Annotated in this window: 25 protein-coding genes and 1 tRNA gene; 10 read left to right on the forward strand and 16 right to left on the reverse strand. The window is 40.5% G+C overall.

The window, feature by feature from the left end; all coding sequences use genetic code 11:
* Window positions 1-9: 9 nt before the first annotated feature.
* Window positions 10-1,377: a pyridoxal-phosphate dependent enzyme gene (locus tag BM386_RS12540; RefSeq protein WP_091694697.1), complete on the reverse strand. Its 1,368-nt coding sequence runs from the start codon at window positions 1,375-1,377 to the stop codon at window positions 10-12.
* A gap of 239 nt (window positions 1,378-1,616) precedes the next feature.
* On the opposite strand from BM386_RS12540, the gene BM386_RS12545 reads away from it, so the two are divergent.
* Window positions 1,617-2,657, forward strand: coding sequence for a BF3164 family lipoprotein (locus BM386_RS12545; protein WP_091694700.1), 1,041 nt, complete (start codon window positions 1,617-1,619; stop codon window positions 2,655-2,657).
* Between the two features lie 67 nt (window positions 2,658-2,724).
* Here BM386_RS12545 and BM386_RS12550 read toward each other — a convergent pair whose 3' ends face one another.
* The 6 genes from BM386_RS12550 to BM386_RS12575 all read right to left on the reverse strand — a co-directional run bounded on the left by BM386_RS12550 (window position 2,725) and on the right by BM386_RS12575 (window position 8,675).
* Entirely contained in the window at window positions 2,725-4,365 is a 1,641-nt protein-coding gene (locus tag BM386_RS12550) for a putative ABC exporter domain-containing protein (protein WP_091694704.1), read from the reverse strand.
* Window positions 4,358-5,074: an ABC transporter ATP-binding protein gene (locus BM386_RS12555; RefSeq protein ID WP_091694707.1), complete on the reverse strand. Its 717-nt coding sequence runs from the start codon at window positions 5,072-5,074 to the stop codon at window positions 4,358-4,360. The genes BM386_RS12550 and BM386_RS12555 overlap by 8 nt, the downstream gene beginning before the upstream one ends.
* Window positions 5,075-5,139: 65 nt before the next feature.
* Window positions 5,140-6,066, reverse strand: a complete 927-nt coding sequence (locus tag BM386_RS12560) for an aspartate carbamoyltransferase catalytic subunit (RefSeq protein WP_091694710.1) — start codon at window positions 6,064-6,066, stop codon at window positions 5,140-5,142.
* A 2-nt stretch (window positions 6,067-6,068) separates the two neighbouring features.
* On the reverse strand, window positions 6,069-6,617 hold the full coding sequence (gene pyrR, locus BM386_RS12565; RefSeq protein WP_091694712.1) for a bifunctional pyr operon transcriptional regulator/uracil phosphoribosyltransferase PyrR: 549 nt from the start codon (window positions 6,615-6,617) through the stop codon (window positions 6,069-6,071).
* A 34-nt stretch (window positions 6,618-6,651) separates the two neighbouring features.
* Complete coding sequence (locus tag BM386_RS12570; RefSeq protein WP_091694715.1) at window positions 6,652-8,274, reverse strand: hypothetical protein; 1,623 nt, start codon at window positions 8,272-8,274, stop codon at window positions 6,652-6,654.
* Window positions 8,275-8,276: 2 nt separating this feature from the next.
* Window positions 8,277-8,675 (reverse strand): EVE domain-containing protein, encoded by a 399-nt coding sequence (locus BM386_RS12575; RefSeq protein WP_091694718.1) that lies wholly within the window; start codon window positions 8,673-8,675, stop codon window positions 8,277-8,279.
* Window positions 8,676-8,951: 276 nt separating this feature from the next.
* On the opposite strand from BM386_RS12575, the gene BM386_RS12580 reads away from it, so the two are divergent.
* The 3 genes from BM386_RS12580 to BM386_RS12590 all read left to right on the forward strand — a co-directional run bounded on the left by BM386_RS12580 (window position 8,952) and on the right by BM386_RS12590 (window position 11,492).
* The gene (locus tag BM386_RS12580) at window positions 8,952-10,616 is read left to right on the forward strand and encodes a helix-hairpin-helix domain-containing protein (protein WP_091695474.1); all 1,665 of its coding nucleotides are present in this window, start codon (window positions 8,952-8,954) and stop codon (window positions 10,614-10,616) included.
* A gap of 62 nt (window positions 10,617-10,678) precedes the next feature.
* Entirely contained in the window at window positions 10,679-10,963 is a 285-nt protein-coding gene (locus BM386_RS12585) for a hypothetical protein (RefSeq protein ID WP_091694721.1), read from the forward strand.
* A gap of 64 nt (window positions 10,964-11,027) precedes the next feature.
* Window positions 11,028-11,492 carry a hypothetical protein gene (locus BM386_RS12590; RefSeq protein ID WP_091694724.1) on the forward strand — a complete coding sequence of 155 codons (465 nt, stop codon included), beginning with the start codon at window positions 11,028-11,030 and terminating at the stop codon, window positions 11,490-11,492.
* A gap of 15 nt (window positions 11,493-11,507) precedes the next feature.
* Here the strand turns inward: BM386_RS12590 and BM386_RS12595 are convergent, their stop codons facing one another.
* From BM386_RS12595 to BM386_RS12620, 6 genes are all read right to left on the reverse strand, one after another.
* The gene (locus BM386_RS12595; RefSeq protein WP_091694726.1) at window positions 11,508-12,158 is read right to left on the reverse strand and encodes a hypothetical protein; all 651 of its coding nucleotides are present in this window, start codon (window positions 12,156-12,158) and stop codon (window positions 11,508-11,510) included.
* A 7-nt stretch (window positions 12,159-12,165) separates the two neighbouring features.
* Window positions 12,166-12,657, reverse strand: coding sequence for an RNA polymerase sigma factor (locus tag BM386_RS12600; RefSeq protein WP_091694729.1), 492 nt, complete (start codon window positions 12,655-12,657; stop codon window positions 12,166-12,168).
* Between the two features lie 272 nt (window positions 12,658-12,929).
* Window positions 12,930-15,455, reverse strand: coding sequence for an ATP-dependent Clp protease ATP-binding subunit (locus tag BM386_RS12605; RefSeq protein ID WP_091694731.1), 2,526 nt, complete (start codon window positions 15,453-15,455; stop codon window positions 12,930-12,932).
* Window positions 15,456-15,536: 81 nt separating this feature from the next.
* Window positions 15,537-16,163, reverse strand: coding sequence for a WbqC family protein (locus BM386_RS12610; protein WP_091694734.1), 627 nt, complete (start codon window positions 16,161-16,163; stop codon window positions 15,537-15,539).
* Between the two features lies 1 nt (window position 16,164).
* Window positions 16,165-16,794 carry an L-threonylcarbamoyladenylate synthase gene (locus BM386_RS12615; protein ID WP_091694737.1) on the reverse strand — a complete coding sequence of 210 codons (630 nt, stop codon included), beginning with the start codon at window positions 16,792-16,794 and terminating at the stop codon, window positions 16,165-16,167.
* A gap of 3 nt (window positions 16,795-16,797) precedes the next feature.
* Window positions 16,798-17,241, reverse strand: a complete 444-nt coding sequence (locus BM386_RS12620) for a (deoxy)nucleoside triphosphate pyrophosphohydrolase (protein WP_342029144.1) — start codon at window positions 17,239-17,241, stop codon at window positions 16,798-16,800.
* Window positions 17,242-17,318: 77 nt separating this feature from the next.
* Here BM386_RS12620 and mltG point away from each other — a divergent pair, with 77 nt between their 5' ends.
* The 6 genes from mltG (at window position 17,319) to BM386_RS12650 (ending at window position 22,742) form a co-directional block, all read left to right on the forward strand.
* Window positions 17,319-18,362: an endolytic transglycosylase MltG gene (gene mltG / locus BM386_RS12625; RefSeq protein ID WP_091694743.1), complete on the forward strand. Its 1,044-nt coding sequence runs from the start codon at window positions 17,319-17,321 to the stop codon at window positions 18,360-18,362.
* Between the two features lie 2 nt (window positions 18,363-18,364).
* Entirely contained in the window at window positions 18,365-18,781 is a 417-nt protein-coding gene (locus tag BM386_RS12630; RefSeq protein WP_091694746.1) for an acyl-CoA thioesterase, read from the forward strand.
* Window positions 18,782-18,785: 4 nt separating this feature from the next.
* Window positions 18,786-19,769, forward strand: a complete 984-nt coding sequence (locus BM386_RS12635) for a YihY/virulence factor BrkB family protein (RefSeq protein ID WP_244545532.1) — start codon at window positions 18,786-18,788, stop codon at window positions 19,767-19,769.
* A 266-nt stretch (window positions 19,770-20,035) separates the two neighbouring features.
* Window positions 20,036-20,120, forward strand: a tRNA-Ser gene (locus BM386_RS12640).
* Between the two features lie 367 nt (window positions 20,121-20,487).
* Complete coding sequence (locus tag BM386_RS12645; protein WP_091694749.1) at window positions 20,488-21,702, forward strand: site-specific integrase; 1,215 nt, start codon at window positions 20,488-20,490, stop codon at window positions 21,700-21,702.
* Between the two features lie 68 nt (window positions 21,703-21,770).
* Complete coding sequence (locus BM386_RS12650) at window positions 21,771-22,742, forward strand: virulence RhuM family protein/type II toxin-antitoxin system death-on-curing family toxin (RefSeq protein ID WP_091694751.1); 972 nt, start codon at window positions 21,771-21,773, stop codon at window positions 22,740-22,742.
* 34 nt (window positions 22,743-22,776) lie between these two features.
* On the opposite strand, the gene mobC is transcribed toward BM386_RS12650, so the two are convergent.
* From mobC to BM386_RS12665, 3 genes are read right to left on the reverse strand one after another with little or no spacing between them, the layout of a single operon-like run.
* Window positions 22,777-24,768 (reverse strand): conjugal transfer protein MobC, encoded by a 1,992-nt coding sequence (gene mobC, locus BM386_RS12655; RefSeq protein WP_342029145.1) that lies wholly within the window; start codon window positions 24,766-24,768, stop codon window positions 22,777-22,779.
* A gap of 18 nt (window positions 24,769-24,786) precedes the next feature.
* On the reverse strand, window positions 24,787-26,070 hold the full coding sequence (locus tag BM386_RS12660) for a relaxase/mobilization nuclease domain-containing protein (RefSeq protein WP_091694753.1): 1,284 nt from the start codon (window positions 26,068-26,070) through the stop codon (window positions 24,787-24,789).
* Window positions 26,055-26,438, reverse strand: coding sequence for a plasmid mobilization protein (locus BM386_RS12665; RefSeq protein ID WP_091694756.1), 384 nt, complete (start codon window positions 26,436-26,438; stop codon window positions 26,055-26,057). Before BM386_RS12665 ends, BM386_RS12660 begins: the two co-directional genes overlap by 16 nt.
* Window positions 26,439-26,722: the final 284 nt, after the last annotated feature.

Raw genomic sequence — 26,722 nt, forward strand, 5'->3', positions numbered from 1 at the left:
TTAGTGTGTTTACTTCGTGAAAGCCTCCAAGATATCATGCTTGGTGATGATGTGAATCTGATTTTGTACATCACGAACAAGAACCGCCTTTTCTTTTTCAACCATTGAAGAGAGTACATCCAAAGTACTATCCAGCGCCACAAAGTGCATAGAGTCTTCCATTACATCTGCAACTTTGGCATCTTTCAAAGCAGGATTATCGATGATTCTAGCCAGTAACTTATTATCTGTTAAGCTACCCACCACTTCCCCATTTTCCATAACTGGAATCTGAGACACACTCGTTTTATTCATTAAGCCTATCGCCTCTTTCACAGAGTCAGTTTTCAAGGAAGAAACCAAAGTATAAGCGCCATTTCGCTGCGCAATGATATCCCGGGCAGTAGAGAAGGTTTTGTCTTCCAAGAATCCGTGGTTTCTCATCCACTCGTCGTTATAGACTTTTCCTAAATAGCGGGTGCCGTGATCAGGCAAAATAATAACCATCTGATCACCTTCCTTCAAGTTATCTTTTGCCCACTCCAAAGCTCCGTGAACAGCCGATCCACAGGACCAGCCCACAAATAAACCTTCTTCTCTAGCCAGTCTTCGTGTCATCACTGCGGAATCTTTATCCGTTACTTTGATGAAGTGATCGATCATATCAAAGTTCACATTCTTAGGCAGAATATCTTCTCCAATTCCTTCTGTCAGGTATGGATAAACTTCCTTCTCGTCAAAAATGCCCGTCTCTTTATATTTTTTGAAAACCGAACCATAGGTATCAATTCCCACAGTTACCACATTTGGATTCTGTTCCTTCAAAAACTTCGCTGCACCACACATAGATCCACCTGTCCCTACACCCGCTGCATAGTGAGTGATTTTTCCATCCGTGTCATTCCAGATTTCTGGCCCAGTAGTCTCGTAGTGAGCTGCAGTATTGGATAGGTTATCGTATTGGTTTGGGTAAAAAGAGTTAGGGATATCCTGATTCAATTTCCTCGCAATAGAATAATAGGACCTTGGATCTTCAGGTGACACGTTTGTCGGACAGACGATCACTTCAGCTCCTACAGCCTTAAGAATATCGATTTTCTCCTTAGACTGCTTATCAGCCATAGTGAAAATACACTTATAACCTTTGGCGACAGCGGCAAGAGCCAAGCCCATACCCGTATTACCGGATGTTCCTTCTATGATCGTTCCTCCCGGCTTTAACAAACCTGCTTTTTCAGCGTCTTCCACCATTTTGATAGCCATACGATCTTTCATCGAGTTGCCGGGGTTGAAGTATTCCACCTTTACCAAAACTTCTCCTTTGATATGTTTGGCAAGTTTATTCAGACGGATCATCGGGGTGTTTCCGATGGTATCGATTATTGAGTTGTAAATCATAGTCGGTTATATTTGGTGCTATTTGTAATCAAAAATAAAGGAAATTTTCGGGGGATGCGATTACCGGAAAGTTAAAACAGAATAAAATTCGGTAATTGGCAGAGAGATTATGCCAACATAGACTTTCTTTTCAATTAAAAAACCGATTCAAAATTTTTAAACTAATTAATTTGATTAGTTAGTTTTTTTTTTAAATAAATTGCCATTGTACAAAAAATCAACTATTTATTTAATAATATATGAAAAATAATGTACTGTCATTTTTTTTGACTCTGACATTTTTAACGAGTTGTGAAAATCATGCAGAAAAGAAAATAAAAATTACTGAAAACGAATTAGAGATTAACGACTATAAAATAATCGAGTCACATTCTTTTAAAAAGTACTTTGACTACATAGGCGGTACTCCGTATAATTTTATAGCTACTGACTCTGGTCTATTTATCCATGATATTGATGGTAAAAACAATAAAATTGTTCATTTTTTAAATTTTCAAAAACAAGAATTAACTCAAGGCTTTATTGGAAAAGGAAATGGTCTGTATGAATCATTTTCACCAAAATCATCAAGTCTAAAAAATGGATATTTTATGATTTTTGACTTCACTATGAGAAAAGTCATAGAAAAAAATCTTATCACTGAAGATTTCAATGAGATAAAACTTCCTAACTATTTTGATAAAATAAAGATTCTTAACGAAGAACATTTAATTGGATCTGGATCTAAAGAATCAATAAAGAAATTTCAAGTATTAAATCGGTCAAATGGTGAATTAATTGATGAAATTGGCGATTATATCAAATTCCCTGAAAATTTAAATCCTGAAGAAATTAGAAAGTATTTTCAGTTTTCGATGGATATTAATCCTAATGAATTTCTAGTGGCTTCAGCATATAGATGGCACGATTGTATTGAGATTTTTAACATCAAAACTAGAGAAAGTTTTTCTATTGTAGGGCCATCCAAAATCGATAATTATGAGGCATTAGTAGTTAATCAATCAGGAGAACATATATTTGAAAGGACGCCAGATGTGCAACATTGTTTCCTGGGAATTTCTGTATCAAAGAAATATATATACGGACTTTTTTCTGGAAAAAAAGACAAAGAAGAAAATGCTTTCTTTGGCAAGGAAGTATTCATTTACGATTGGAATGGAAAGCCAGATAGAAAAATAATTCTAGATAGAGAAGTTATGACAATATCAATCTCTCCTGATGACAAAAAACTATATGCATTCGATGTAGATACAAGTGAGGTTTTATATATTGACTTATGAATAGGTTTTCTCTCAGAAACATTTTATAGAATATTTCAAGAGCCTTTTTCAAAAAAAACCGGTAAGCTTAAACCTCCTTAAATTCTAAGCGCTTCAATATATCCAGCGTCACATGCATCAGGATAGCCGCTACAAAAAACATCCCAAAAGTCCCGCCAAATAGCGCCCAAACGAATTGCTTCGAAGCGATAAATGCAACAATACTAAAAGCGAATGCCGGCACAAAGCCGAAGAGCACAATTCCCCCGATCATAAAGGGCTTGATCAACTTCCTATCCCAGCCTTCATCCAAGGCGATTTGGGGAATAATATTAATACCAAAGCCAACTAGATAAACTTCAAGTGTGGCAAATAGGAACAACGGTATGATATACCAGTTCAGCCCGGCAATCAAAACCGATGGAATAATCATGGCTAAGCAAAACAGGGTAATCTGCAGTATATCGAGCTTGATCATATTCCAAAACTTTGAAGCCCAAGAAGCTGGCACGAGTATGAAAAATGGCTTTTTCAGATCTCCCACATTTGCCCTGCCTGTTCCTGCAAAGAAGTAGATAAACAGCAACATCACGAGATAACCATAAAGCACGTAATGAGAAAACCATTCAAAAAGTGACAAACCAGCCAGCACTAATCCTATCCCTACCATAATCAGAGAGTACAGTCCAAAAAGCGGATGAAAATCCTGCCTTGAACTGTGCACATAATTTCTCCAGTAAAATGCCTTAGCCCCGATTCCAAAATCTGGCAAGGCCAGTTTCTTTTTGGTATTTAAGCTGTAGGTACTCTCTCCTACTTCCTTTTTACCTTTTACTTTTTCCAGCTTTTCTTCGTTGGACTTCGTCGCTTCTAATACATCTTCATAATAGTATCCAGCAAAACGAATGACCAGTTTCAAAATCACGAAATAGGAAATCCCATAAAGTAAAACGAAACCAATAGAAATAACCACATTACCATGTGACAGGAAGCTCGCAATACCTCTGCTCCAGCCGACGATAGGAAAGAAATCAAACCATGGTGAGGAAATCCAGGCAAACATTCCCTGCCAGAATTTTTCAGCCATCAGTCCTGGAATGATAATCATCCCAGAAAGTAAAACTGCCAATGCAATTACTCCCGAGCGGATGTATTCCATCACATCGTACTTGGAGTTCAGCGTATAGACCAGAAACTTGATAGGGGAAACAATAAAAAAGAATAAAGCTGCGGCTAGAACCAGAAATATAAAATTCGCAACCGACATCTCGTAGGTATCTATAGCCTGGCTGGATGCGTAACCTACAAATATGATCGCGCCACCCAAAGAAGGTAAAATGGAACGCACCATATAATAGATCAGGATATTCTCAGGCTTTACAGGCGCAGTGAAGAGCAAGTTGACATCAGCCATTTTGAAGAAACTGACATTATTCTTAGTGGCTCTAAAAAGCTGATAGATCAGGATGACCAGAGCCAAAATTGTCACGCCTCCCACGATGTTCTGCAAGGCAAAATTTACTTCGGGAATGCCATTCATGTCCAGTTCGGGCAATTCTTGGCTGGAGGAATCTTTATCTCTGTTTCTCATACGCAGCCAATACATAAAGAAAATGTATCCGGCGATACCTGCGTAAGGAAGCAATCGAAGGGGATTTCTAAGAATCAGTTTGATATTATTGAGCAGAATGAGGATATCCTTTCTGAACAACAGTCGGATTTCATTCATCTTTGGTCATTTCTAAGAACAGATCTTCAAGTGTAGTGCCTTCTCCCTGTAGAGACTGTATCTTCAAGTTTGCTATGGTATCATTCCCGACTATATTTCCATCCTTTAAAATCATCACCCGGTCAGCGATGGACTCCACACTGTCGATCAGGTGAGTACTAACCAAAATAGTCTTTCCCGCTTCTTTGAGTTCTCTAAAAACCTTCTTCGTGTTTTTGATCGCCTTAGGATCCAATCCTATCATGGGTTCATCAAAGAACAGCACTTGCGGATCTGGAAGCAATGCGCAGCAAATGGATACTTTTTGGCGCATACCCTTCGATAGATCGCGACCAAGTTTATCCTTCTTGTCCGCCAACTCAAATAGCTCCAAATATTCATCAGCTTTTCCTCTCCAATCTTTCACCCCGTAGGCTTGAGCTACGAACTGCATATGTTCATGGACAGTAAGCAAATCATAGACATAAGGTGTTTCCGGAATGTAACTGAAAAGACGTTTTGCCTCCACGCTCAAATGATCGTGCCCTCCTAACGTGATTTCTCCGGATGTTTTGCGAAGTAGGCCTACGATACATTTCATGGTTGTACTTTTCCCAGCACCATTCGGCCCCAAAAGCCCAACTACCTCCCCTCCTTGTAGTTCAAAGGAAATATCGTTGACAGCATTCTGCTTGCCATAGGTCTTCACAAGATTAGTTACACTCAGCATAAAAGTAAATTTGAGATTTAAATGTTAACTGATTTCAAATTTGAAATTTCAAATCTCAAATCAACTTATCCTTTTGCTCCAGCTAGTAGGTAGAGCACAGCCATCCGCACAGCAACACCGTTTTGAACCTGCTCCAGGATGATGGAGTGTTCCGAATCGGCCACATCCGAACTCAATTCCACTCCACGGTTGATAGGTCCGGGATGCATGATGACGATCTCTTTATCCAGCTGGCTCAACAACTTTTTATTGATCCCATAATAAAGGGAATATTCACGCAAACTCGGGAAATACTTGATTTGTTGTCTTTCCAGCTGAATTCTCAGAACGTTTGCCACATCACACCATTGCAGGGCTTTTTTCACATCCAACTCTACTTTCACCCCAAGACTGGCTATATATTTTGGCAGCAAGGTAATCGGCCCGCAGACCATCACTTCGGCACCAAGCTTTTGCAAACAGAAGATATTGGAAAGTGCTACTCTAGAATGCAGAATATCTCCGATGATGGCCACTTTTTTCCCAGCTACATCTCCAAGTTTTTCTTTGATCGAAAAAGAATCAAGTAGTGCTTGGGTCGGATGTTCGTGAGTTCCATCACCAGCATTGATGATATTGGCCTTGACATTTCTGGACAGAAAGTGAGGTGCGCCTGGACTGGAATGTCTCATTACCACCATATCCACTTTCATAGAAAGTATATTGTTGACTGTATCGACCAGCGTCTCCCCTTTTTTCACTGAACTGTTTGATGAGGAAAAATTCACCACATCAGCAGAGAGCCTTTTCTCTGCCAATTCAAAAGAAAGTCTTGTCCGTGTAGAATTCTCAAAAAACACATTTGCAATGGTGATATCACGCAAAGAAGGCACTTTTTTGATCGGTCGATTGATCACTTCTTTGAAGTTCGCTGCCGTGTCTAAAATAAGTTGGAGATCATCCTCTGTGAGGTTTTTGATTCCAAGTAGGTGTTTCGTGCTTAGTTGCGACATGGTTAAGGGTTAACTTTCTCTGTGATCCAAATTGCGTCTTTTTCATTGCCCTGCGCAGCCCATTCCACGATGACATACTGGCTTTCCAGGGTATGTACACGTACGCCATAGTAATCTGGCATGATTGGGTAATCGCGGGTGAGTTTGCGATCTACCAGCACCATGAGTTCGACTTTTTGAGGTCTGCCAAATGCAATCATGGCATCCATAGCAGCCCGTACAGATCGGCCTTTGTAGAGCACATCATCTACCAGGATCACTTTTTTCCCTTCGACCAGAAAGTTGATTTTGGTTTCGTTGGCTTTGAGGGGAAAATCTCTCCTACGGAAATCGTCTCTGTGAAAAGTAGCGTCGAGATACCCCGAAGGAACTTTCACGCCCGAAATTTCTTCCAGGAGTTTTACGATCTTATCCAACAATATTGGCCCTCTGGGCTGCAAACCCAAAAGTACGGTATTGTCAAAATCGTCGTGATTTTCGATCAGTTGGTGACAGAATCGTCTGAGTATGATCTCAATCTGTCCTTCGTCTAAGACTAGCCTTTTTTGCATGGGGTAGATTTGCGGGTAAATATAAAAATAAAATCTAGTCTGGGAGTTCTTCGGGCTTATACAAATCCCCATCCACCACTATTTTGGTGATAAAATAAACCTCCCTGGTCTGATCACTTCCAGACTCACTGATGTAACGTATCCCTTGGGTACCTGTAAGTAGAAAATACCTATCGTACCAGTGAATCAGGCGCAAACTCTCCAAATTAGTATCTCGTATCCGCTCTTTTTCATTGATTAGTTTCAGTTCGAATTCCATATTCTCAAACACTTTTTCCCCATTTCTGAAGAAGCTCAACTTGATGATCTGATCTTCGACAAACATGTGGTATAAATCATCTCCCACTACGGCCACTTCACCAAATGCCTCAGGATAGGTAGTCACCATTTCTTGATAGGAAACGGCATTATCCCAAAGCACCTGGCCTGTTTTAGCTACTTTGGCAAAGTGTGCAGAGATGTAGCGATATTCCGGAATAGTCTGATAGCTAGTGGACATCGGAAATCGATTGGCTAAATACGGATCCGAGAAGGTGGTGGCTCCCATTCTGTTCCATCTGTCATACCGGTAGCCTCCTGTAGGGGAAAAAGCGCCATTTTGATAGCCCGACCTACTATTATTTACCGTGTATTGATCAAAATAAACGTAGTAAGCATCGGGAGTCTGCCGCACATCACGGATAGCATAAAGGCTATTTATAGCGGGTATTCTTTCGCGGTCCAGCTCTTTTTCCACAGATTTCACCTGCTTTTCTTTTGACTTGTCATTGAGGTAGTTATAGAAATTAGGAAAGTCTGCCAGGGTATATAGTTTAAAATCAAACTCTCCAAATTCATTGATATCCATGATGTACATGCCTTGATAAGCGTTTCTCCGCTCCAGGCCAAATGCTCCCAGCATTGCCTCCTGATAATTGCCTGTGGATACCAGCAACCCATCTAAAATCTCCTGGCCCTGTTCGCCAAAACGATCCACTTTCACTTCCTGGATCACATTGCCCTCCATGTCATATTTATTGATGAGAATCTCCCGGTCTCGGTACGCACCCTCCCTGCTCAATACCACCTCGAGTGATTTTGTCTCCGGTTTCTTACGTATTTGCAGCACTTGGGTATTATTTCCGTAGATGCCCTGCAAAGTATGGACGCTTTTAGTCTGCAAATCGTGGATCTGAAGTACCGGCCTGTCGTCAGCACGCCCCATAAATATTGCTTTTTGATCCTGAATCAGAAATTCAACCAGCTCCATATCCAACACATTGTCAGCATTGAACTCCAAGCCTTGCCTCGTAGCCAGGTCAATCTGTAAAATATATTTATCCGAAGCAGAGGTATAGCCTTTGGTGAAGAGCACAAAGAGGTGATTTTTATCCGTGTCGTAGCCCAGCATATCAAATCCTTCCTGAACAGGAAACTCTATGATGCCACGCTCAGAGTTCAGGGAAGAGTCCACCAAAAAGTACTGAAACACTTTCCGCAGATTCAGGCCTTTTTCTGGTATAGTTCTGAAAGAAACCAGACCGGATTCTGAATCTATCATCTCAAACAAGGGATCCCTCATCTCGGAAGCTACTTCAAAACGCTCAATGAATCTGACTTGAGCAAAAAGCTGCTGTCCTAGGATTGAAAGAAAAAGCAGTAGAATTATTTTTTTCATTTTTATGAACCCATTTTTAGAAGTAATTCAAACTCATCTTTTGCCACTGGCAAAACTGACAAGCGCGATCGTTTGAGCATAGGCAAATCAGAAAGTCTATCTTCTGCCTTAATTTCAGCCAGAGATATTGCATTTGTAAGGGAGCTTTTCACCTTTAGTTTAACAGCCGTCCAAGCTTTATCCTTGGGGTCAGGAAATTGTTCCTCACTCACCTCAGCAATTCCAACTATGGCCTTTTCCTTGCCGCTATGATAAAAAAACACCTGGTCTCCCAACTGCATTTCTCTAAGATAGTTCCGCGCTTGGTAATTCCTCACACCATCCCATATATCTTCATTTTTCCCTACGAAATCTTCCCAAGAATATGCATTAGGTTCTGATTTGACCATCCAATACTTCATTCTTTTTTTTCGGTTAAATGTTAAAAATCAGTTGTCTCGAATAACGTAAATACACTCATTCTGTTCAAAATCGCTCCTGAAGCAAATGAATCTTCCTACGTTCCAATGTTTTGCAGAGCTGAGCTTAACAGAATATCAATTTTCAATTTTAAGTTAAGCCATAGCCCCTTAAATTGAAACATTATTTAAAGACATTTGTCTCATCACTTTCACACAACCCGAGAAATTTTGGATCACAAGACTCTTCTGAAAAAAATCAAACTCAGCATCCAGCTGATGGAACTTCACGACGAAAACCCATTCAAAATCCGCAGCTATCAAAGTGCATTGATTTCCTTGGAGCGCGGAGATCAGGACATCATGAGTCTTAGTGAAGAAGAACTAGCCAAAATTCAAGGTGTAGGAAAAAGCATGGTGGATGCTATCCTACAGCTGAGAGAGACCGACACCTTCCCCTTTCTAGAAGAACTTTTAGCAAAAACCCCAGAAGGAATTTTGGAGGTTCTTCAGATCAAAGGCTTGGGACCGAAAAAGGTAAAAACCCTCTGGTTGGAATTAGGAATTACCTCCACGCATGAATTGATGGAAGCTTGCCAATCGGGGAAAGTGGCAAAAATCAAGGGTTTTGGAGAGAAAACACAGCATACAATCATCGAAAACCTTGAATTCAAAGCTTCAAATTCCGGCAAATGGCTCTATGCGGATATTGAGGAAATCATCGGGCAATTGAAAGAAACCTTTCAAGCATTAGCTCCAGAGGCAGATTTGGCAGTTGTAGGTGATTTTGCCAGACAAATGGAAATCATCACCGAAGCCGAATTTCTTCTTGCCTCAGATGAATTAGCTTCTGTGAAATCCAACATCAAGGCAATGGACTCCATCGAGTGGATTTTGTTGGAATCTGGGCCTAGAACCTTACGAGGGAAAATGCAAGAAATCGATCTTCGGGTGAGTATTCACTTTTGCTCCAAAGCCGATTTTCTATGGAAAAAGCTCTCTCTTGTAGCAGCTCCGCTTCATTTGGAAGGGCACGTAGATGAAAAGGAAACTATTGCCCAAAAGCTTCAGAAAAAGGACTATTCCAGCGAGGAGGAGTTTTTCAGCATCAATAGCCTTCAATTTATTCCCGCAGAAATGCGCGAAGGGTATGGAGAAATAGAACTGGCCAAGGAAAATAAAATTCCAGAACTGCTTACAGATCGCCACCTAAAAGGCATTTTGCACAACCACTCCACGTACAGCGATGGAAAGCATAGTTTGAGGCAAATGGCTGAATATTGCAGGGAGCTAGGATATGAGTACCTAGGGATCTCAGATCACAGCAAGACGGCTTTTTACGCAGGAGGATTGACTGAGGATCAAATCACAAAACAGCATCAGGAAATCGATGCCTTGAATAAGGAAATGGCGCCATTCAGGATTTTCAAAGGAATAGAGAGCGATATTCTTTCTGACGGAAAACTTGACTATGCAGACGATGTGCTGGCAAGCTTTGACTTTATCGTGGCTTCAGTTCACTCGATTCTGAATATGGACATCAAGCGCGCAACGAATCGATTAATCACGGCGATTGAAAATCCTTACACCACCATACTAGGCCATCCGACGGGAAGACTTTTGCTTCGCCGCCAAGGCTACCCTATTGATCACAAAGCGATCATAGACGCCTGTGCAGCAAACAATGTAGTCATCGAGATCAATGCCAATCCATGGAGACTGGACTTGGATTGGCGATGGGTCCGCTATGCTATGGATCAAGGAGTGATGCTTTCCATCAATCCTGATGCACATGCGATGGAAGGCTATGCTGATATGAAATATGGTGTTTTGGTAGGAAGAAAAGGCGGACTGACGAAAGAAATGACCCTAAATGCGATGAGTGCTGATCAAATAAAAGCCTATTTCTACTCCAGACTGGAAAAGATAAAGGTCAAAAAATAACCCATAAAGAGTCGGTAGAAATAAGTCTTGTATCTTGCGCCCCAATTATAGATTCAGAAAAAATGAAATGGACTGAACAACCTCCAAAAATTTTGCTTCAACGCTCATTTTTGTTTGGAATCACTGGAATAGTGCTCTGCTTTCTTGGGCTTTTGAATTCGTATTTCAGGGTATTGGAGGCACCCATGGGACCCTTAAACGGTGTAGGATTGGCGTTGCAATTGGTTGGGTTGAGTTTGGCTGTATTGGTGATGCGAAAACCGAAACTAACCCCGGAAATCAAAGAAAGAGCACAAAAGATGATTGTAATATTGGCAGTGGGCTTGTTGTTTTTTATTTTAATCTAACTCCCTTCCAAAACAAACTAATTTTATTTCCGTTAGTTTTTGGGCAACTAAGCTTCAAAGACCTATGAAATTCCTGCTTCTCATTTTCCCTTTGCTCTACTCAGCATCAGCCTACGCACAATCACCTACCACAAAGGACACCCAGGAATTCAAAATAGTAACAATAGTAGAGTCTTTAAATTATAGGGGAAATGGAGAATCAAGCATAATTGATTCACAAACAGAAGTAGATGATTCTGAGTATGCAGCTTTTAAAACAGACGGATCCAAAGCTAAAAACAGAGAACTTAAAGGAAAGCATGTCAAAGTTGATAATTTAGAAGAAATTAAACTGCAGAATATATTTGATGGATTAGAAGTCAAACCTAGAAACGTAGCATCCAATGACGCAATGATCTCATCTAAAATCAACAGCATGCTTCAAGATGGTTGGAGACTAACTTACGTAACCTCTGCAGTAGAAAGCGATGGTGGAGACGGAGACTTGAGTAATGCTATACTTATCTCTCGATTATTTTTCTCGCGTTAAAAAAAGAAAATACGGTTAGTTTGCCTCCTCATATTCTTTGATCTGTCCTAGCATTTCCTGCGCTTTCATAATCGGCGTCCATTCGTAGCTTCCAAAGAGGAATTTGAACCAGCGCTTTTCACGATTTTCATAGCGGATATTGATAAACAGCCACACAGCCAGCCCTGCAAACAGTGCAGTCAACGCTCCTTGAATGCTCCAATAGAGAATATTTCCATTAATAACCCAAGCTAAACTCATGAAACCTGTGATCCAAAAGGGAAGCTGTAGCATCAGAATACGTGTGACCCACAGTGTAGAGCTCACAAGTCCGGCTATCTTTTTCTGTGTGCTGATCACGGGAGAATTGATGTTGACCACCGATATGAGAATCAACTGATAGGCATAAATCCCAACAGCTATTTTGTTGACCAAGGAGATAAACCCAAAAGAAATCAGAAAGAAGAAGTTCCCTACAGGGAAAAGGTTAATCAACAAAACATCCAAAAAAAGCACCCAAAGAATCCCAAGTAGAAGCGTGAAAATCTTGATTGGACGCATAGCCGAAAGGGTACTCTTTACCTTCATCTTGGTAATATCTGAAGCATTTTTTCGATTAAAGACCAATTGTTCCTGAAGTCTTTCATCATACGATTTCCAAAGTTGTTGAAGTTCTATGTCTTCCATGATTTTCTTAGTGTGCTGTGAATTTCTTTTTCAATTGTTGTTTGATTCGAGAGAGTTTTGTCGCCACATTACTTTCTGACAATCCAATCATTTCACCGATCTCTGGATATGAATAGCCGTCTAGGTAAAGAAGAATCAGTGCCCTGTCCACCTCTTTGAGTTCTCTTATAAGTGCCTGCAAGAGATCCCGGTTATCCTTGGCTTCACTTTTATCCTCGTCCAAGTAAATAGCAGTTTCCGACAGCGGCCTTATCAGCTGTGTTCGTTTACTTTCTTTTCGATAGGCCGAGATGGCTACGTTCAGAGCGATTCTATACATCCAGGTGCTGAGTTTATACGCTGGATTATAGCTTGGATAAGCCCGCCAAAGCTGGAGGATGATTTCCTGAATTAGATCTTCACGATCATCTACATCATTGCAATAGGAGTTTGCCACTTTGTATATGATCCCTTGATTGGATTCAATACTGGATAGGAAAAATTCTATTTCGTTAGACAAGGACTAGATGGTTGACGGTAAAACTCTTTCAAACTATTATTCGCACATCTTTCAAAAAAATCACAGGCATGAAAACAAAAATTTCAAAAATATAATGATTATCCGCAATGATGGGATTAGACTTCGGCTGCTCCTAATAAAAATAAAATCTCCAATTTCTAAAAAAACAAGACCATCCTGCCGCTCTGAGAAACCTCTGCGCCCACTGCGGTTAAAAACAAAAAAGCCCCGAATTCATCATCCGGGGCTTTCAATATAGTTACAGCTAACTTTTAATCAGCTTTCTCCTTTTTCTTTACAACTATAGTCAATTCTGTACCTTCACCAGGATAATCTGCTGTGATGATATCTCCTTCCGAAAGATCTCCTTTCAAAATTTCTTCGGCAATCGCATCTTCCAGATATTTCTGAATTGCTCTATTCAACGGTCTTGCACCGTATTGCTGATCATATCCTTTCTCGGCCAAGAATTCTTTCGCCTTCTCAGTCAATTCGATCTTGTAGCCAAGGTCAGTAATTCTAGAGAACAACTTGCCTAAACTGATATCGATAATCTTGAAGATATGCTCTTTGCTCAATGAATTGAAGACAACCACATCATCCAATCTATTTAAGAACTCAGGACTAAAAGCCTTTTTCAATGCAGATTGAATGGTGGATTTCATCACTTCATCCATATTATCTGATCTCGCCTGACTGGCGAAGCCAATTCCTGCACCGAAATCTTTCAGGTCACGAACTCCAATATTCGAAGTCATGATGATGATCGTATTTCTAAAATCTACTTTTCTACCTAGACCATCTGTTAAGACTCCATCATCTAATACCTGTAAAAGGATATTAAATACATCAGGGTGGGCTTTTTCTATCTCATCAAGTAAAACCACAGAATATGGCTTTCTTCTGACTTTCTCAGTCAACTGTCCACCTTCTTCATAACCTACATAGCCCGGAGGCGCTCCTACTAATCGGGATACGGAGAATTTCTCCATATACTCTGACATATCAATTCTGACCAAAGAATCCTCTTTATCAAAAAGATAGGTGGCCAGCATCTTGGCCAATTCAGTCTTACCTACGCCTGTTGGTCCTAGGAAAATAAAGGAGCCAATCGGCTTTTTAGGGTCTTTCAGACCTACTCTAGTCCGCTGAATTGCTTTAGTTAATTTCTTAATCGCTTCATCCTGACCTATTACTTTGCCTGACAAATCCACATTCATATTCAAAAGCTTAGCGCCTTCTTTCTGAGCAATTCGCTTAGCCGGAATACCAGTCATCATTGCAATTACCTCAGCTACATTATCCTCTTCTACAGTAAATCGCTTAGACTTACTTTCCTCTTCCCATCTATTCTTTGCAGCTTCCAATTGCTCAAGCAATTTCTTTTCCTTATCTCTGAGCTGGGCAGCTTCCTCATATTTCTGAGATTTTACCACACGGTTTTTCTCAGTTTTGATGTCTTCTACTTCAGCTTCAAGTTTCAGGATATCTTCCGGCACATGGATATTATTGATATGGACTCTGGCTCCAGCCTCATCCAAAATATCAATAGCCTTATCCGGTAAGAATCTATCAGAAATGTATCTGTCGGAAAGTTTCACACAGGCAACTATAGCCTCATCTGTATAATTCACATTGTGATGATCCTCGTATTTATCCTTGATGTTGTTTAAGATTTGCACAGTTTCCTCAGGTGTGGTAGCATCTACCATTACCATCTGGAATCTACGGGCCAAAGCTCCATCCTTCTCAATGTACTGACGATACTCGTCTAGCGTAGTAGCTCCGATACATTGGATTTCTCCACGTGCCAAAGCTGGCTTGAACATGTTGGAAGCATCCAGGGATCCTGAAGCTCCACCTGCTCCTACGATGGTATGCAGCTCATCAATAAATAGAATGACATTTGGAGATTTTTCCAGCTCATTCATCACGGCTTTCATTCTCTCTTCAAACTGTCCTCTATATTTAGTGCCTGCTACTAATGAAGCCAGATCCAAGGTCACTACACGCTTATTGAAAAGCACACGGGACACTTTCTTCTGAATAATTCTTAGTGCTAAACCTTCTGCAATGGCTGTCTTACCTACACCCGGCTCACCGATCAATATCGGGTTATTTTTCTTTCTTCTGGAAAGAATCTGAGCGACACGTTCGATTTCTTTCTCGCGTCCGATAATCGGATCAAGCTTATCGTCCTCAGCCATTTTGGTGAGATCCCTACCGAAATTATCCAAAACAGGCGTTCTAGACTTTTCTGCGCCAGGCTTCGCTGCGCCAGATCCACTTCCGGTAGAACCGAATAATTTAGATCCGTCATCATCCCCATCTTCTGCCTCAGCTCTTGAGCGAGGTGCAGAGTCGGAAGACATTTCCAGCATCTCTTTTACCGAATCGTAATTGATTTCAAATTTGTTAAGTATCTGTGTGGCGATATTGTCCTCATCCCTCAAGATAGACAAGAGCAAATGCTCCGTGCCAATCAATTGACTCTTGAAGATTTTTGCCTCCAAATATGTTATTTTCAATACCTTCTCCGACTGCCTGGTCAGAGGGATATTTGCCATATTTTTTACGTTGTGATTTGCGGTGCCTTTTACAGCGCGTTCGATTGCATTCCGCAATTCATCCATTGGCACTCCCAATTTCTTAAGAATGGAAACAGCAACACCTTCACCTTCGCGAATCATCCCCAGTAAGAGGTGCTCTGTGCCAATGTAATCATGTCCCAGGCGAAGAGCTTCTTCGCGGCTAAGAGAGATCACCTCTTTGACTCTGTTCGAAAATTTTGCTTCCATTAAATTCCTATCTGATTGTTTAATAAACCTGTACGTATGTTACCGAATTTGTTTTAAAAACACAATCGTTTTGCAGATTGTTCAATGTTTTTTTATAGACTTTAAGATTATGCTTTTAGATGCAGGCCCCTCGCAGAACAACAAATCCATGATGCTGAGGTTAGGATCAAAGTCTAAGCCAAAAAGCTGGAAATAGGACTCGGGATGGTAGTAATCACGCTCCGAAAACGGCACTGAAGGCATTAGCTGCCCTCTTATGTCTTCTGCCCATGTTTGTTCCTGACCTTGCTCATGTACCCGCATCTTGACAGGCATCCGTAGCAACTTGAGACAGATTGTCAGCATTTGCCAGTTTAAGTCCCAAAGACTCTCCAACTTTTGCTCAAAAACCGTTTCAAAATAGGGGAAATAATATTCATAAAACGGTGCCTTTCCATAGGCACTTTGAATTCCACGAAGATGGATATTCACCCAGTTTTGATCATTGCTAATCTTAATTCTATTCAGCGCAATTTTTGGTCTTCGCCCTTGAATCGGAACACTAAGCGTTCCTACTTTATTGGCTAGGCGAATTTCCGTCCGATTGAAATAGGATTGTCTTTGATAAATGTCTTCGGGAAAAAAGATCAATTCATCAGCATCAGCAATAGCGGCGAAAAACTCAAGGTTTGGAAAATAGTGCAGATCTACTGCAATTCTCTTTGCCATTTTATTCTAACTCCTCCACTTTTCCTAAACCTTCTCTGAGCACTTCCACTTCGTATCCAGTGCAATCCAAAACTGTAGAACCCACGTTTTGCCCATATCCACCATCAATTACTACATCGACCAGGTGCTGATATTTCTCAAAAATCAGCTCTGGATCGGTACTGTATTCGATCACTTCATCCTCGTCATTGATGGATGTAGTTAGAATAGGGTGCCCCAATTCAGTCACTAACAAGCGTGGCACATTGTGATCTGGAACTCTGATCCCTATCGTCTTTTTCTTGCTGTGCAAAATCTTAGGCACCTGATTGCTTGCTTCCAAAATAAAGGTAAACGGTCCAGGAAGCCCTTTTTTCATCATTTTAAAAACCGGCTTATCAATCATTTTGGTGAATTGAGAAATGTTACTCAGATCAGCGCAAATAATCGAAAAGTTATGTTTCTTGGGATTGATTCCCTTGATTTTACAAATACGCTCCACGGCACGAATATTCATAATGTCACAGCCCATTCCATAGACGGTATCCGTTGGGTAAATCACCACTCCGCCATCGCGAAGAACTTCAACGATTTGCCTGATCTTATCCGGATCAGGATTTTCTTTATATAAACGTATTAATTCAGCGGGCATATTTTAACTTTCTGTAGTATAATCAACTAGTTGCTTCTGAATAATGTTCCAATTCTCACTGAGATCATTCACTATGGGAATATCAGCTGGAGCCCAATTAAGTGAATTTAAGTTTCCTTTCTCCACCCATTTTATCTGTTGGTGTTCGAGCAGCTTAACCTCTCCGCACTGCCAAATACAAACATAAGGCAGCAGACGAATCACTATCCCTTTGGAATAAGCATGATCATTGGGCTTCAAAGCGCCTAATACCTTAATTGTTATTGCTAATTCCTCCTTGATCTCTCTCACCAGACATTCTTCAGGACTTTCTCCTTTTTCAATCTTTCCGCCAGGGAATTCCCATAATCCAGGAAGATTCATTGTAGAAGATCTTTGCGCGCAAAGCACTTTATCATTTAAAAAAATTAGCGCACATGTGACCAAAACCACTCCCATGAAAAACATTTTTGCCTAGAAAGATATCATTACCTAGCCTCAAGCACAAACTCCTACTTATATTTTTCCCTATTTTTGGCATCAGTATGCTAAGCGAAAAAAGAAAAAACGTCTATCTCGTCCTAGTCATTGCATTTTCGGTGATGGCTATCTCCCTGAGTTTCTATTTCTACCAGATTTTTTTCAGCCCAAATGTGCTGATAGAATCTGACCAGAACTACATGTTGAAAATCGGGAGCAACGATACCTTCAAAACAGTTTCAAATAAACTTTATGACAACAATGTGGTCAATGACTTGGTGAGTTTCGGCTTTCTAGCTAAAGTTATGGACTATCAGGAAAATGTGAAGCCGGGCCTTTACACCATCGAACCAAAAATGACTAACCTGGAATTGGTCAGGTTGCTTCGGTCTGGCAAACAAACTCCCATCCGGGTCACCTTTAACAATGTAAGGACTAAGGAGGATTTGGCTGAAAAAATCACTGCCAACATGGAGATTTCCGAGGATCAATTTCTAGACTTGATCCAAGACTCCGTGTATATCCGAAAGTTTGATTTTGACGAAGAAACTATCATGTCCATGTTCATTCCAAATACCTACGAACTTTGGTGGAACACGAGTGCGGAGGCACTTTTTGATAGAATGCACCGGGAATATCAAAGTTTTTGGACGGATGAGCGAAAGCAAAAAGCAAGTTCACTTGGCCTAAGCCAAAAAGAGGTGAGTACGCTGGCAAGTATTGTACAGGCAGAAAGTCAAAAATCAGATGAGCGACCTAGAATTGCCGGAGTTTATCTAAACAGATTGAGATTAAACATGCCGCTTCAGGCTGATCCTACGCTGGTTTTCGCTTTAGGAGATTTTGAATTAAAACGCGTGCTGAACGTACATAAGGAAACTGATAGTCCTTATAATACTTATATGTATGCCGGTCTTCCTCCTGGACCAATCAACCTGCCTGACATCAACTCCCTGAATGCCGTTCTGAATGCAGAAGACCATAAGTTCTTATACTTTTGTGCAAAAGAAGATTTTTCAGGCTATCATTCTTTCGCTACCACTTTGGCGCAACATAATGCAAATGCCAGAAGGTACCAGGCGGCACTGAATGCTGCCAAGATTTATTGAGTATGTACCAAGCAGAAACCCAGCTTCGAGTTCGCTACGCTGAGACTGACCAGATGAGTTATGTCTATTATGGCAATTACGCCATGTATTTTGAAGTGGCCAGAGTGGAAGCGATGCGGAGTATTGGGTTTTCGTACAAGGAAATGGAAGATGAAGGTGTGATGATGCCTGTATTAGAGAGTCATTTCCGATACCTCAAACCGGGTAAATACGATGAACTGCTTACGATCAAAACTACAATCCCATCGCTACCAGGCGTCCGTATTAGATTTGAATATCAGGTATTTAATTCGCAGGAGGAATTAATCACTGAAGGATGGACCATTCTAACATTCCTCAAAAAAGACAGCCATCGTCCGACTAGACCTCCACATAATTTGTTAGCTTTATTGAAAGCGTATTTTCAAGAAGTAGGTTAAAGTGATCAAAACAAAAATCCTTAGGTTAGAAGTCAAGTTGCTTTGGCAAGCTCGCAAGCTTAAGAAAATCCATTTCGGAGATCCCGACAAAAACCTCTTTGATGTGGGTAGAATTTTTCTGGTTCAGATGCAGAAAGATGACATCATCGAGCGTGCAGGTTCTATGGCATTCAGCTTTACTATAGCTCTGTTCCCTTTAATTCTTTTCCTACTCAATCTAATCCCCTACCTACAGGATATTTTCCCCTACATCACTACTCAGAATATCTTGACATTTATCCAGGAAATCCTGCCCATAGAAGTCTATAACCAATCGGAAAACACCATTATGGATATTGTCTCCAAGCCGAGGCAAAGCATGCTTTCGTTGGGATTTTTCTTCGCCTTATTCGCCTCCACTCAAGGTGTCATGTCGATGATGAACTCCTTTAATTCGGTGTACCAGACAAAGGACAACCGGGGTTTTCTTCAAAGTCGTGGAATCGCAGTTAGTATTGTAATCGTACTTGCTTTTACTGTGATTACTGCTAGCATAGTCATGATTTTGGGTGGAGTATTGATTAGGAGACTTGATGAGCTACAGGTATTCAATTCGGGATTTATGATTTTCTTATTCTCAAGTTTGAAATTCCTGATTTTACTCTTGATGTTCTACATCACAACAGCCTTCATTTTCCGATTTGCCCCGGCTGTCCATGACAAGTGGAATTTCTTTTCCACAGGAGCCAAATTAGCCGGTCTCCTGATCACTTTTGGCTTTTATGGCTTTTCATTTTACCTGAATAATTTTGCCAGCTACAATAAGCTGTATGGCTCTATTGGGACATTGATTGCACTGATGCTTTGGTTGTTGATCACCTCAATCATCGTGATTGTATGTTTTGAGGTAAATGTGAGTTTGGACTTACTTGAAGAAACAAAAAAGAGGAAGAAAAGTAAAGAGACTGAAAACGCGGCAATAGAAGAGCAAAAAATAACTGCAGGATAAAGCAAAGTCCCATTAGCGATTTTAAGATATCAAATTGACTTGTTCAAATACGGTCAAAGGAAACTCTCATTTTTTCAATTGAATGATAAAAAACTCATCTGTCTACTCTAACAATAAATTCAAGAAGTAGCTAAAAAGCATAATTTTAAAAATTAATCACAAAACAATCAGAAGGTTAGAAGAAAAAGGCAAACGGGGCTTTGCAAAAGTTATCTTTTAATATACCTTTGCAGACCAAATCAGAGAAATATCTCTGAGGACGACCTAGAGGAATGGCAGAGCGGTCGAATGCGGCGGTCTTGAAAACCGTTGTACCGTGAGGTACCGGGGGTTCGAATCCCTCTTCCTCTGCTGAGCACCTTGTTGAACAAGTCAACAAGCTTCTTGAAAAAAGATTTGTGAAGTCACTTCAAGAAAGAATAAAAGTACAAAACACTGAAAATCAGTAGATTAAAAATCAGTTTTTTACTTTATTCAACTCAACAGATTCAAAAAAAGCCTGTAAAGAAATTCTTTACAGGCTTTTTTTATGGTCAAAAACCCATAAAATCTTCACAATTGCCTGTAATTCAAGTGCGTCATTCGTGTAGTCCTCTACCTGAAAAAAAAGACGCACTGGGAACATCATATTATTTTGATTATCAACATGTTCAATAAGTGAACATCTTGTGATTTTGAGCTTGTATTCCGAATTTTATTCAACCTAACTAATCAAATCATGTTAGAAAAAAGCTTCGGATTGCTCTTCTTTTTGAAACAGTCCAAAAAATCCACAAAAAAAGAGAGGTATGTATACCTCAGAATCACCGTCGATGGGATTTCTAAAGAAATTTCTACCAAGAGATTTTGGAACCCTTCAAGATGGAATGCTTCAGCCGGAAGAGCCGAAGGAAACAAAGAGGATAGCAAAACATTAAATGCATTCCTGGATACACTTTCCTATAAAGCACTTCAAGCCAAAAAGCAACTGATTGAATCAGATAGAGAAGTCACCTCAGAAGCTTTGAAGAATGTCCTTCTTGGAATCGGTGAGAAGAAAAAAATGATACTGGAGATTTTCAAAGAGCACAATGAACAGGTGGAAGCGTTGCTGGGAAAAGAATTTGCTCCTGGCACTTTGCAGCGATACAGAACCTCATTGGATCATACCCGCTCATTTATCCAATGGAAATATGGGTCAGTTGACATGGACATCCAACTTCTGGATTATGAATTTATTTCAGGATATTCTTTTTGGCTAAGGTCAGTACAGAACTGCAGTCACAATACCACAGTGAAATACCTCTCCAATTTCAAAAAGATTGTACTGATCTGTATAAAAAACGGATGGTTGATCAGAAATCCATTTGTCCAGTTCAAGATGGTCAAAAAGGAAGTCAATCGGGACTTTCTATCATGGATTGAAATCCAAAAGATATCTGAAAAACAATTCGCAACGGAACGCCTAAACCATGTCAGGGATATTTTTCTGTTCAGTTGCTATACTGGCCTTGCCTACATTGATGTGAAAAACCTTAGAAAAAATCAAATATCAACAGGTATTGACGGAGAACAATGGATCTATACTCAGAGGCAAAAAACAGATTCTACTACCCGTTTACCCTTATTGCCAAAAGCATTGCAGTTGATTGAAAAGTACAGAGACCATCCACAATGTCAGGATGGTACCCATTTGCTTCCTGTATTGAGCAACCAAAAGATGAATTCCTATCTGAAAGAGATTGCGGATGTATGTGAGATAAATAAACCACTCACCTTTCATATAGCACGGCACACCTTTGCTACAACCATAACCTTGGCCAATGGAGTCCCTATTGAAACCGTATCAAAGATGCTTGGACATAAATCCCTTAAGCAGACGCAGCATTATGCCAAAATCCTGGATACGAAGATAAGTTTTGACATGAAGGCTCTCAGGGAAAAGCTACAATGAACCAAGACTGCCTCTTTTTTAATGAAGAGCCAGAAACTTAAAAATGAATCTTAAATTGAATAGTAACAATGGAAAATAAAATCGAAATATACCAAGGTGAAAATGGACAGACTCAGATTGAGGTAAGATTTGAGAATGAAACTATCTGGTTGACAAACAGCCAGCTAGTAGAGCTTTTTAAATCCAGTAAAGCAAACATCAGTGAACATATCAAACACATTTTCGAATCTGAGGAACTGGACAAAGACTCAACTGTTCGGGATTTCCGAACAGTTCAAATGGAAGGTAAAAGAGCTGTGGAAAGAGATAGAGTGCATTATAACCTCGATGTAATAATCGCTGTCGGTTATCGGGTTAATTCCAAAAGAGGCACACAATTCCGTCAATGGGCTACCCAACGACTCAAAGATTTCCTTATTCAAGGCTATGCTATTAATGAGACGAGGCTTTCTCAGAAACAACAAGAAGTCCAGACCCTTAAAGACGGAATCCGGATCTTAAGTCGGGCAATTGAACAAAAAGCAATAGATCAAAACTTGGATTGGCTCAATCATTTTGCCAAAGGTCTTGAGTTGCTTGATGATTATGATCATGAGAACCTTGATAAAAAAGGGTTAACTAAAAGACAGGCAAATTATCCAGAGTTGGCTGATTATAAAGAAGTAATTCAGTCGATGAAATTAGATTTTGAATCCGGTGTATTTGGAAAAGAAAAAGATGGAAGCTTTGAAAGTGCAATTGCACAAATCAGTAAAGGTTTTGGTGACGAGGATTTCTACCCAACCCTTGAAGAAAAAGCCGCTACGCTTCTGTACCTGATAGTTAAAAATCACGGCTTCGTGGATGGCAACAAGCGGATAGCCGCCGCTTGCTTCCTTCTTTTTTTGCAGTCAAACGATCTATTGAATAATGCCGAAGGGAGTTCTATAATCAGCAACGATGCACTGGCAAGCCTCACCTTGTTCATTGCCTCCAGCAAACCGGAAGAAATGGATACAGTTAAGAAATTGGTGATCAGTGTGCTGAATAGGAATTATTAATTAAACAAATAATCATTTGAGGGATATCATTTTGTTATCCCTCTTTTTTTATCACCAAATGCTTCTTTCCCGGATCATTCATCAGCCTATCCATTTCAGAAAGGATAATATCCCTAATATCCTGCTTGATCTGCAGGTAGTTTCTCTGCACTATATTGCTGTTTATCTTTCGAATTTCTGGAATAGGCTTATAGTTTTCCTCCTCTTTTTTAAGGGCATTATGGTCGTTGATAATCTCCGCATGATAAGCTTTCAGAGTCATTTTACAGTCTGGGTTATCTGCTACCATCCCGACAAATTCACCGGAAGAAAGCGAAGAAATAGTTGAAGGCGGCACAGCAGATTCCAACTGTTTTGATTTACTGATGGAGGTGTCGGCACTGTTGATCGAAAGACTCTGTCTGTCCTGCATGATCTTCCCTATTCGATCCGATAATTGCTTTGCAGAGTCTCCAGTCACCTGCCCCGAAACAATGTTACCAACGATACCCATAATCACATCGGCTAGCTCCCTTCCATAGTCTTTCCGTAGCTGGCTGAGATCCTGAACACCTAATGTAGTGGCAACTTTATTACTCCGGGCGGTAGCAATCAAACTGTCCATACCATTTAAATAGATGGTCGGAAACTCATCGAATATCAGGCTGCTTTTTAGCTTTCCTTTCTGGTTCACCAGCTTCACGAGACGGTTTACATAAAGAGAAAGTACGGCTCCATAAATCTGTATTTTCTGGGGATTGTTCCCCATGCATACCAGCTTTGGTTCATCGGGATTATTGATATCCAGTGTAAAATCATTGCCGGAAAGCACATAGTACAACTGTGCTGAGGAAAGTCTTGCCATGGATATTTTCGCTGAAGCAATCTGTCCTTCCAGTTGTTCCATCACATCATTTAGGTAAGCATTCACAAAGGGATTGATCAGCACATCAATATCCTTTTCAGTCCTCAAAACCGTAAACAATTCATCGTAATCAGCCTGCATCAACTCAATTACATGAGGCAATGTGCAGAATTCTCCACAGTTATATTTTCTCAAAAACCAGATGATGGCAGTCAGAAAATTGATCGGTGATTCCACAAAAAAGTCTCCCTGTTTCTTTATCCATTCCCTATTCAAGCTCATCAAAATAGTCCTTGCCGATTCTGCTGCATCGGTAATATCCAGCATGGTTTCCGGGGCCAACGGGTTGCAACGGTGACTCCGGGTGAGGTCATCAAAATTGATCACATAGAACTCAGGCACGACTTTATACCTAGTCTTATTTTCTAACCAGGTATTATAAACGATAGCCGATAGATCATCAAATTTGAAGTCATACACAAACATAGAAAATCCTTTTTTGATGTGTTGGGTAATCACATGACGGATGACAAAATAGCTCTTTCCCGATCCCGGAGTTCCCAATACCATCAACCCTCGAAAGGGATTGATGATATTGATCCAGCTGTCCCTGAGCCTTCCTTTAAGGTTATATTTTGCTGGTAGATTCACCGAGAATTCATTTTCAATCAGCCGTTCTTCCTGAGGAAAAGTCTCATTTTCTGAATTGAATACATCGCTATTGAGGTTGGCATGGATAATTCTTGAGAGCTTTGTTCCGCCTGAAAGGATAAGCAAAAAACCCAAGGTAGTTACCGTCATATAGGCAATTGAAATCCATTCTGAACTAGCTTGAAACTGTAGTATAAAATAGCTCGCGAAGTAAATCCCGAACCCTATTCCGCCATATAAAAAAGCATGCTTAACACTCATTTTCTCACTTTTTCTACCCTTTATTCCCAATAGGGAAATCCCCAACATCGCCAATGCGATAAACTTCGAAGTATGGAAATCCCGAAACAGACCCGTCCCAAAAATGTTCCTCAGTACACCATCAGTCAGTTCCGATACCAACCCCCAATCGTTGAAGGTAGTATAGCAGAAGAAATAAAAATGCAGCCCCAAAACCCCGATCCCAATCAGTCTGGTCATATCCAAAATCCTGCGTAATCCCTGTTCATTTTCGCCTGTCTGCATTCCCATCTTCCCGTGATTTAATTATTACTTTGATACTTTCTTTTTCTTCTTCCGCTTCTTTTTCCGCCACTCAAAGGGCAGGTAGCTATAGGTTGGTTCAGGCGATACCACTGTTTCCAACAGACCCCTCGAATCGTTTAATGCTTGTTGTATTGGTCCTATCTCAACTATCGTTATTTCTGGCAGACCTTCTTGATTTTTCCCCATTTGACTGCCTGTCTTTGTCAGTGATTCTGGTCTAACACTCTCTTCTGATTGAATACCTATCCTATCCATCAACCCTTTTGCACTATAGTTTTTACCCAGTGCACTTCCGTTGAATACACATTTTGTCCGGTGATCAACAAAAGTGATCCCATACAATCTCCCCTCTTGGTTCTCCCTTTTTATGGTGGATATACCCTGCTTTTCGAGACTTCTTATCACCTCATCAAGACTCTTTCCAGACAACTTCATCAGCGTTAAATCAATGGCTGAGCGGGTGGATTTAAGTTGCTTTTTACGCTCCAATTCATTAAATACAAACTGGGATTCTATGGACTTCAGCGTCGCTTTAAAATAAAAACTACTTGCTTTGATCGGCACCCCAACCTTGTTCCCCTGATCATCCAACACCCGGTAAACCAATCCCTTGTTTTTGAAAATCCGTGACTCTTCTCTTCCACTATCGGCAACTATCCGGTATTGGTTCAATACTGCATTCAGCTCAGGGAGAGAAGTGAATTTGTAGTTTTTGAGCACATGCTGCAGCACATTTCCTATTGCCCGTTTGGTTTCAGATTTACCATAGTCCAGTCTGGAAATGGCAACTGGTTTGGGGGTAAAAAGTCCTTGTTTTTGGGATTCGGCAGGTACCAAACCAAACTCTATCTCGATGGCTTTTCGGGTCGGTTCAGACTTGAGTTTACCAATATTATGCAAAGGAATCCGCTTGCCGTCAAGCTCAATATTTGTCGTCACAATATGTAGATGGGGATGGCCTGCATCGGTATGTTTATAGACCAAGTAAGGCTGGTTTTCAAAGCCGATCCCGAGCATGTATTTATTGGCAATTTTTTGTAATTTCTCTTTTTCAAAGTCCTCTCCGGGAGCAAAATTCAATGAGATATGGACTGCATTTACCGACGTTCTGGAGTTTAGACTTGCCAATTTGAGCAAGTATTTCAACCGCAAATCAGCAGTCTTTTCCGCATTTATTATAGGGTAATTCTGGGCCAACAGCAATTCAGCCACGCCCTGTCCTACCTTATTTTCATTGTAGTGAAAAGGTCTTCTAAGGGATGTGCTGGTCTTTATGATCGCAACCATTTCTCTGCCGTCTGATCAATAAAACGATTCACCGATTCCAGTGAAATCTCAATCTCCTGCTGCAATTTTTTCCCTTGAGAAAGGTGAATACCTACTTCATTTCCAGCTGATGAATTTATCTTTTTTGCCAACTGATTGTAGTTGGTGGCTATTCCATGCAAGTCTCTTCTCAAAGCTGTCAACTGAGCCAAAAGCTCCTGCATTCCGGTATCCTTATACCTGCCGATTACAGGCTTTTTCAGCAGTAATTTCCTTGCATAATCACTCAGACTATCCTGAACTGTTTGCCCAAATGCATTTTGGATTAGTTCATATTCCTTAGAAGTCAGCCTGACATGAAGCCATTTGTTTCTCTTGTTTTCTTCCATCTTCGCAGTTCATTTTCATAGTTCAAAAGCATTACAAATCCAAACCCCACGACTTCGGAGTAAGGGGTTTCAAGATCCGGTTGTGATACAACCGTACATCTTGCCGATTTCGGAAGACACAGGAAATCCCGTTAGCTTTTAGAATGATTCTGATACATTGAGGGAATCATCTTTGGCATTACAATTCTTCCCATCGGGTGATACAAGTATATAAAGTGATGGAATCATTTACCTATCCTAATCAATTTCTAAATAGGCCCATTCCAATCGTTCAAAGTAGATTT

Source organism: Algoriphagus locisalis (assembly GCF_900116615.1).
Classification (GTDB): Bacteria; Bacteroidota; Bacteroidia; order Cytophagales; family Cyclobacteriaceae; genus Algoriphagus; species Algoriphagus locisalis.

Coding starts and splice junctions, on each gene's coding strand:
- BM386_RS12540 (WP_091694697.1), bottom strand. CDS start 1,377: ATGATTTACAACTCAATAATCGATACCATCGGAAACACCCCGATGATC.
- BM386_RS12545 (WP_091694700.1), top strand. CDS start 1,617: ATGAAAAATAATGTACTGTCATTTTTTTTGACTCTGACATTTTTAACG.
- BM386_RS12550 (WP_091694704.1), bottom strand. CDS start 4,365: ATGAATGAAATCCGACTGTTGTTCAGAAAGGATATCCTCATTCTGCTC.
- BM386_RS12555 (WP_091694707.1), bottom strand. CDS start 5,074: ATGCTGAGTGTAACTAATCTTGTGAAGACCTATGGCAAGCAGAATGCT.
- BM386_RS12560 (WP_091694710.1), bottom strand. CDS start 6,066: ATGTCGCAACTAAGCACGAAACACCTACTTGGAATCAAAAACCTCACA.
- pyrR (WP_091694712.1), bottom strand. CDS start 6,617: ATGCAAAAAAGGCTAGTCTTAGACGAAGGACAGATTGAGATCATACTC.
- BM386_RS12570 (WP_091694715.1), bottom strand. CDS start 8,274: ATGAAAAAAATAATTCTACTGCTTTTTCTTTCAATCCTAGGACAGCAG.
- BM386_RS12575 (WP_091694718.1), bottom strand. CDS start 8,675: ATGAAGTATTGGATGGTCAAATCAGAACCTAATGCATATTCTTGGGAA.
- BM386_RS12580 (WP_091695474.1), top strand. CDS start 8,952: ATGGAACTTCACGACGAAAACCCATTCAAAATCCGCAGCTATCAAAGT.
- BM386_RS12585 (WP_091694721.1), top strand. CDS start 10,679: ATGAAATGGACTGAACAACCTCCAAAAATTTTGCTTCAACGCTCATTT.
- BM386_RS12590 (WP_091694724.1), top strand. CDS start 11,028: ATGAAATTCCTGCTTCTCATTTTCCCTTTGCTCTACTCAGCATCAGCC.
- BM386_RS12595 (WP_091694726.1), bottom strand. CDS start 12,158: ATGGAAGACATAGAACTTCAACAACTTTGGAAATCGTATGATGAAAGA.
- BM386_RS12605 (WP_091694731.1), bottom strand. CDS start 15,455: ATGGAAGCAAAATTTTCGAACAGAGTCAAAGAGGTGATCTCTCTTAGC.
- BM386_RS12610 (WP_091694734.1), bottom strand. CDS start 16,163: ATGGCAAAGAGAATTGCAGTAGATCTGCACTATTTTCCAAACCTTGAG.
- BM386_RS12615 (WP_091694737.1), bottom strand. CDS start 16,794: ATGCCCGCTGAATTAATACGTTTATATAAAGAAAATCCTGATCCGGAT.
- BM386_RS12620 (WP_342029144.1), bottom strand. CDS start 17,241: ATGTTTTTCATGGGAGTGGTTTTGGTCACATGTGCGCTAATTTTTTTA.
- mltG (WP_091694743.1), top strand. CDS start 17,319: ATGCTAAGCGAAAAAAGAAAAAACGTCTATCTCGTCCTAGTCATTGCA.
- BM386_RS12630 (WP_091694746.1), top strand. CDS start 18,365: ATGTACCAAGCAGAAACCCAGCTTCGAGTTCGCTACGCTGAGACTGAC.
- BM386_RS12645 (WP_091694749.1), top strand. CDS start 20,488: ATGTTAGAAAAAAGCTTCGGATTGCTCTTCTTTTTGAAACAGTCCAAA.
- BM386_RS12650 (WP_091694751.1), top strand. CDS start 21,771: ATGGAAAATAAAATCGAAATATACCAAGGTGAAAATGGACAGACTCAG.
- mobC (WP_342029145.1), bottom strand. CDS start 24,768: ATGGGAATGCAGACAGGCGAAAATGAACAGGGATTACGCAGGATTTTG.
- BM386_RS12660 (WP_091694753.1), bottom strand. CDS start 26,070: ATGGTTGCGATCATAAAGACCAGCACATCCCTTAGAAGACCTTTTCAC.
- BM386_RS12665 (WP_091694756.1), bottom strand. CDS start 26,438: ATGGAAGAAAACAAGAGAAACAAATGGCTTCATGTCAGGCTGACTTCT.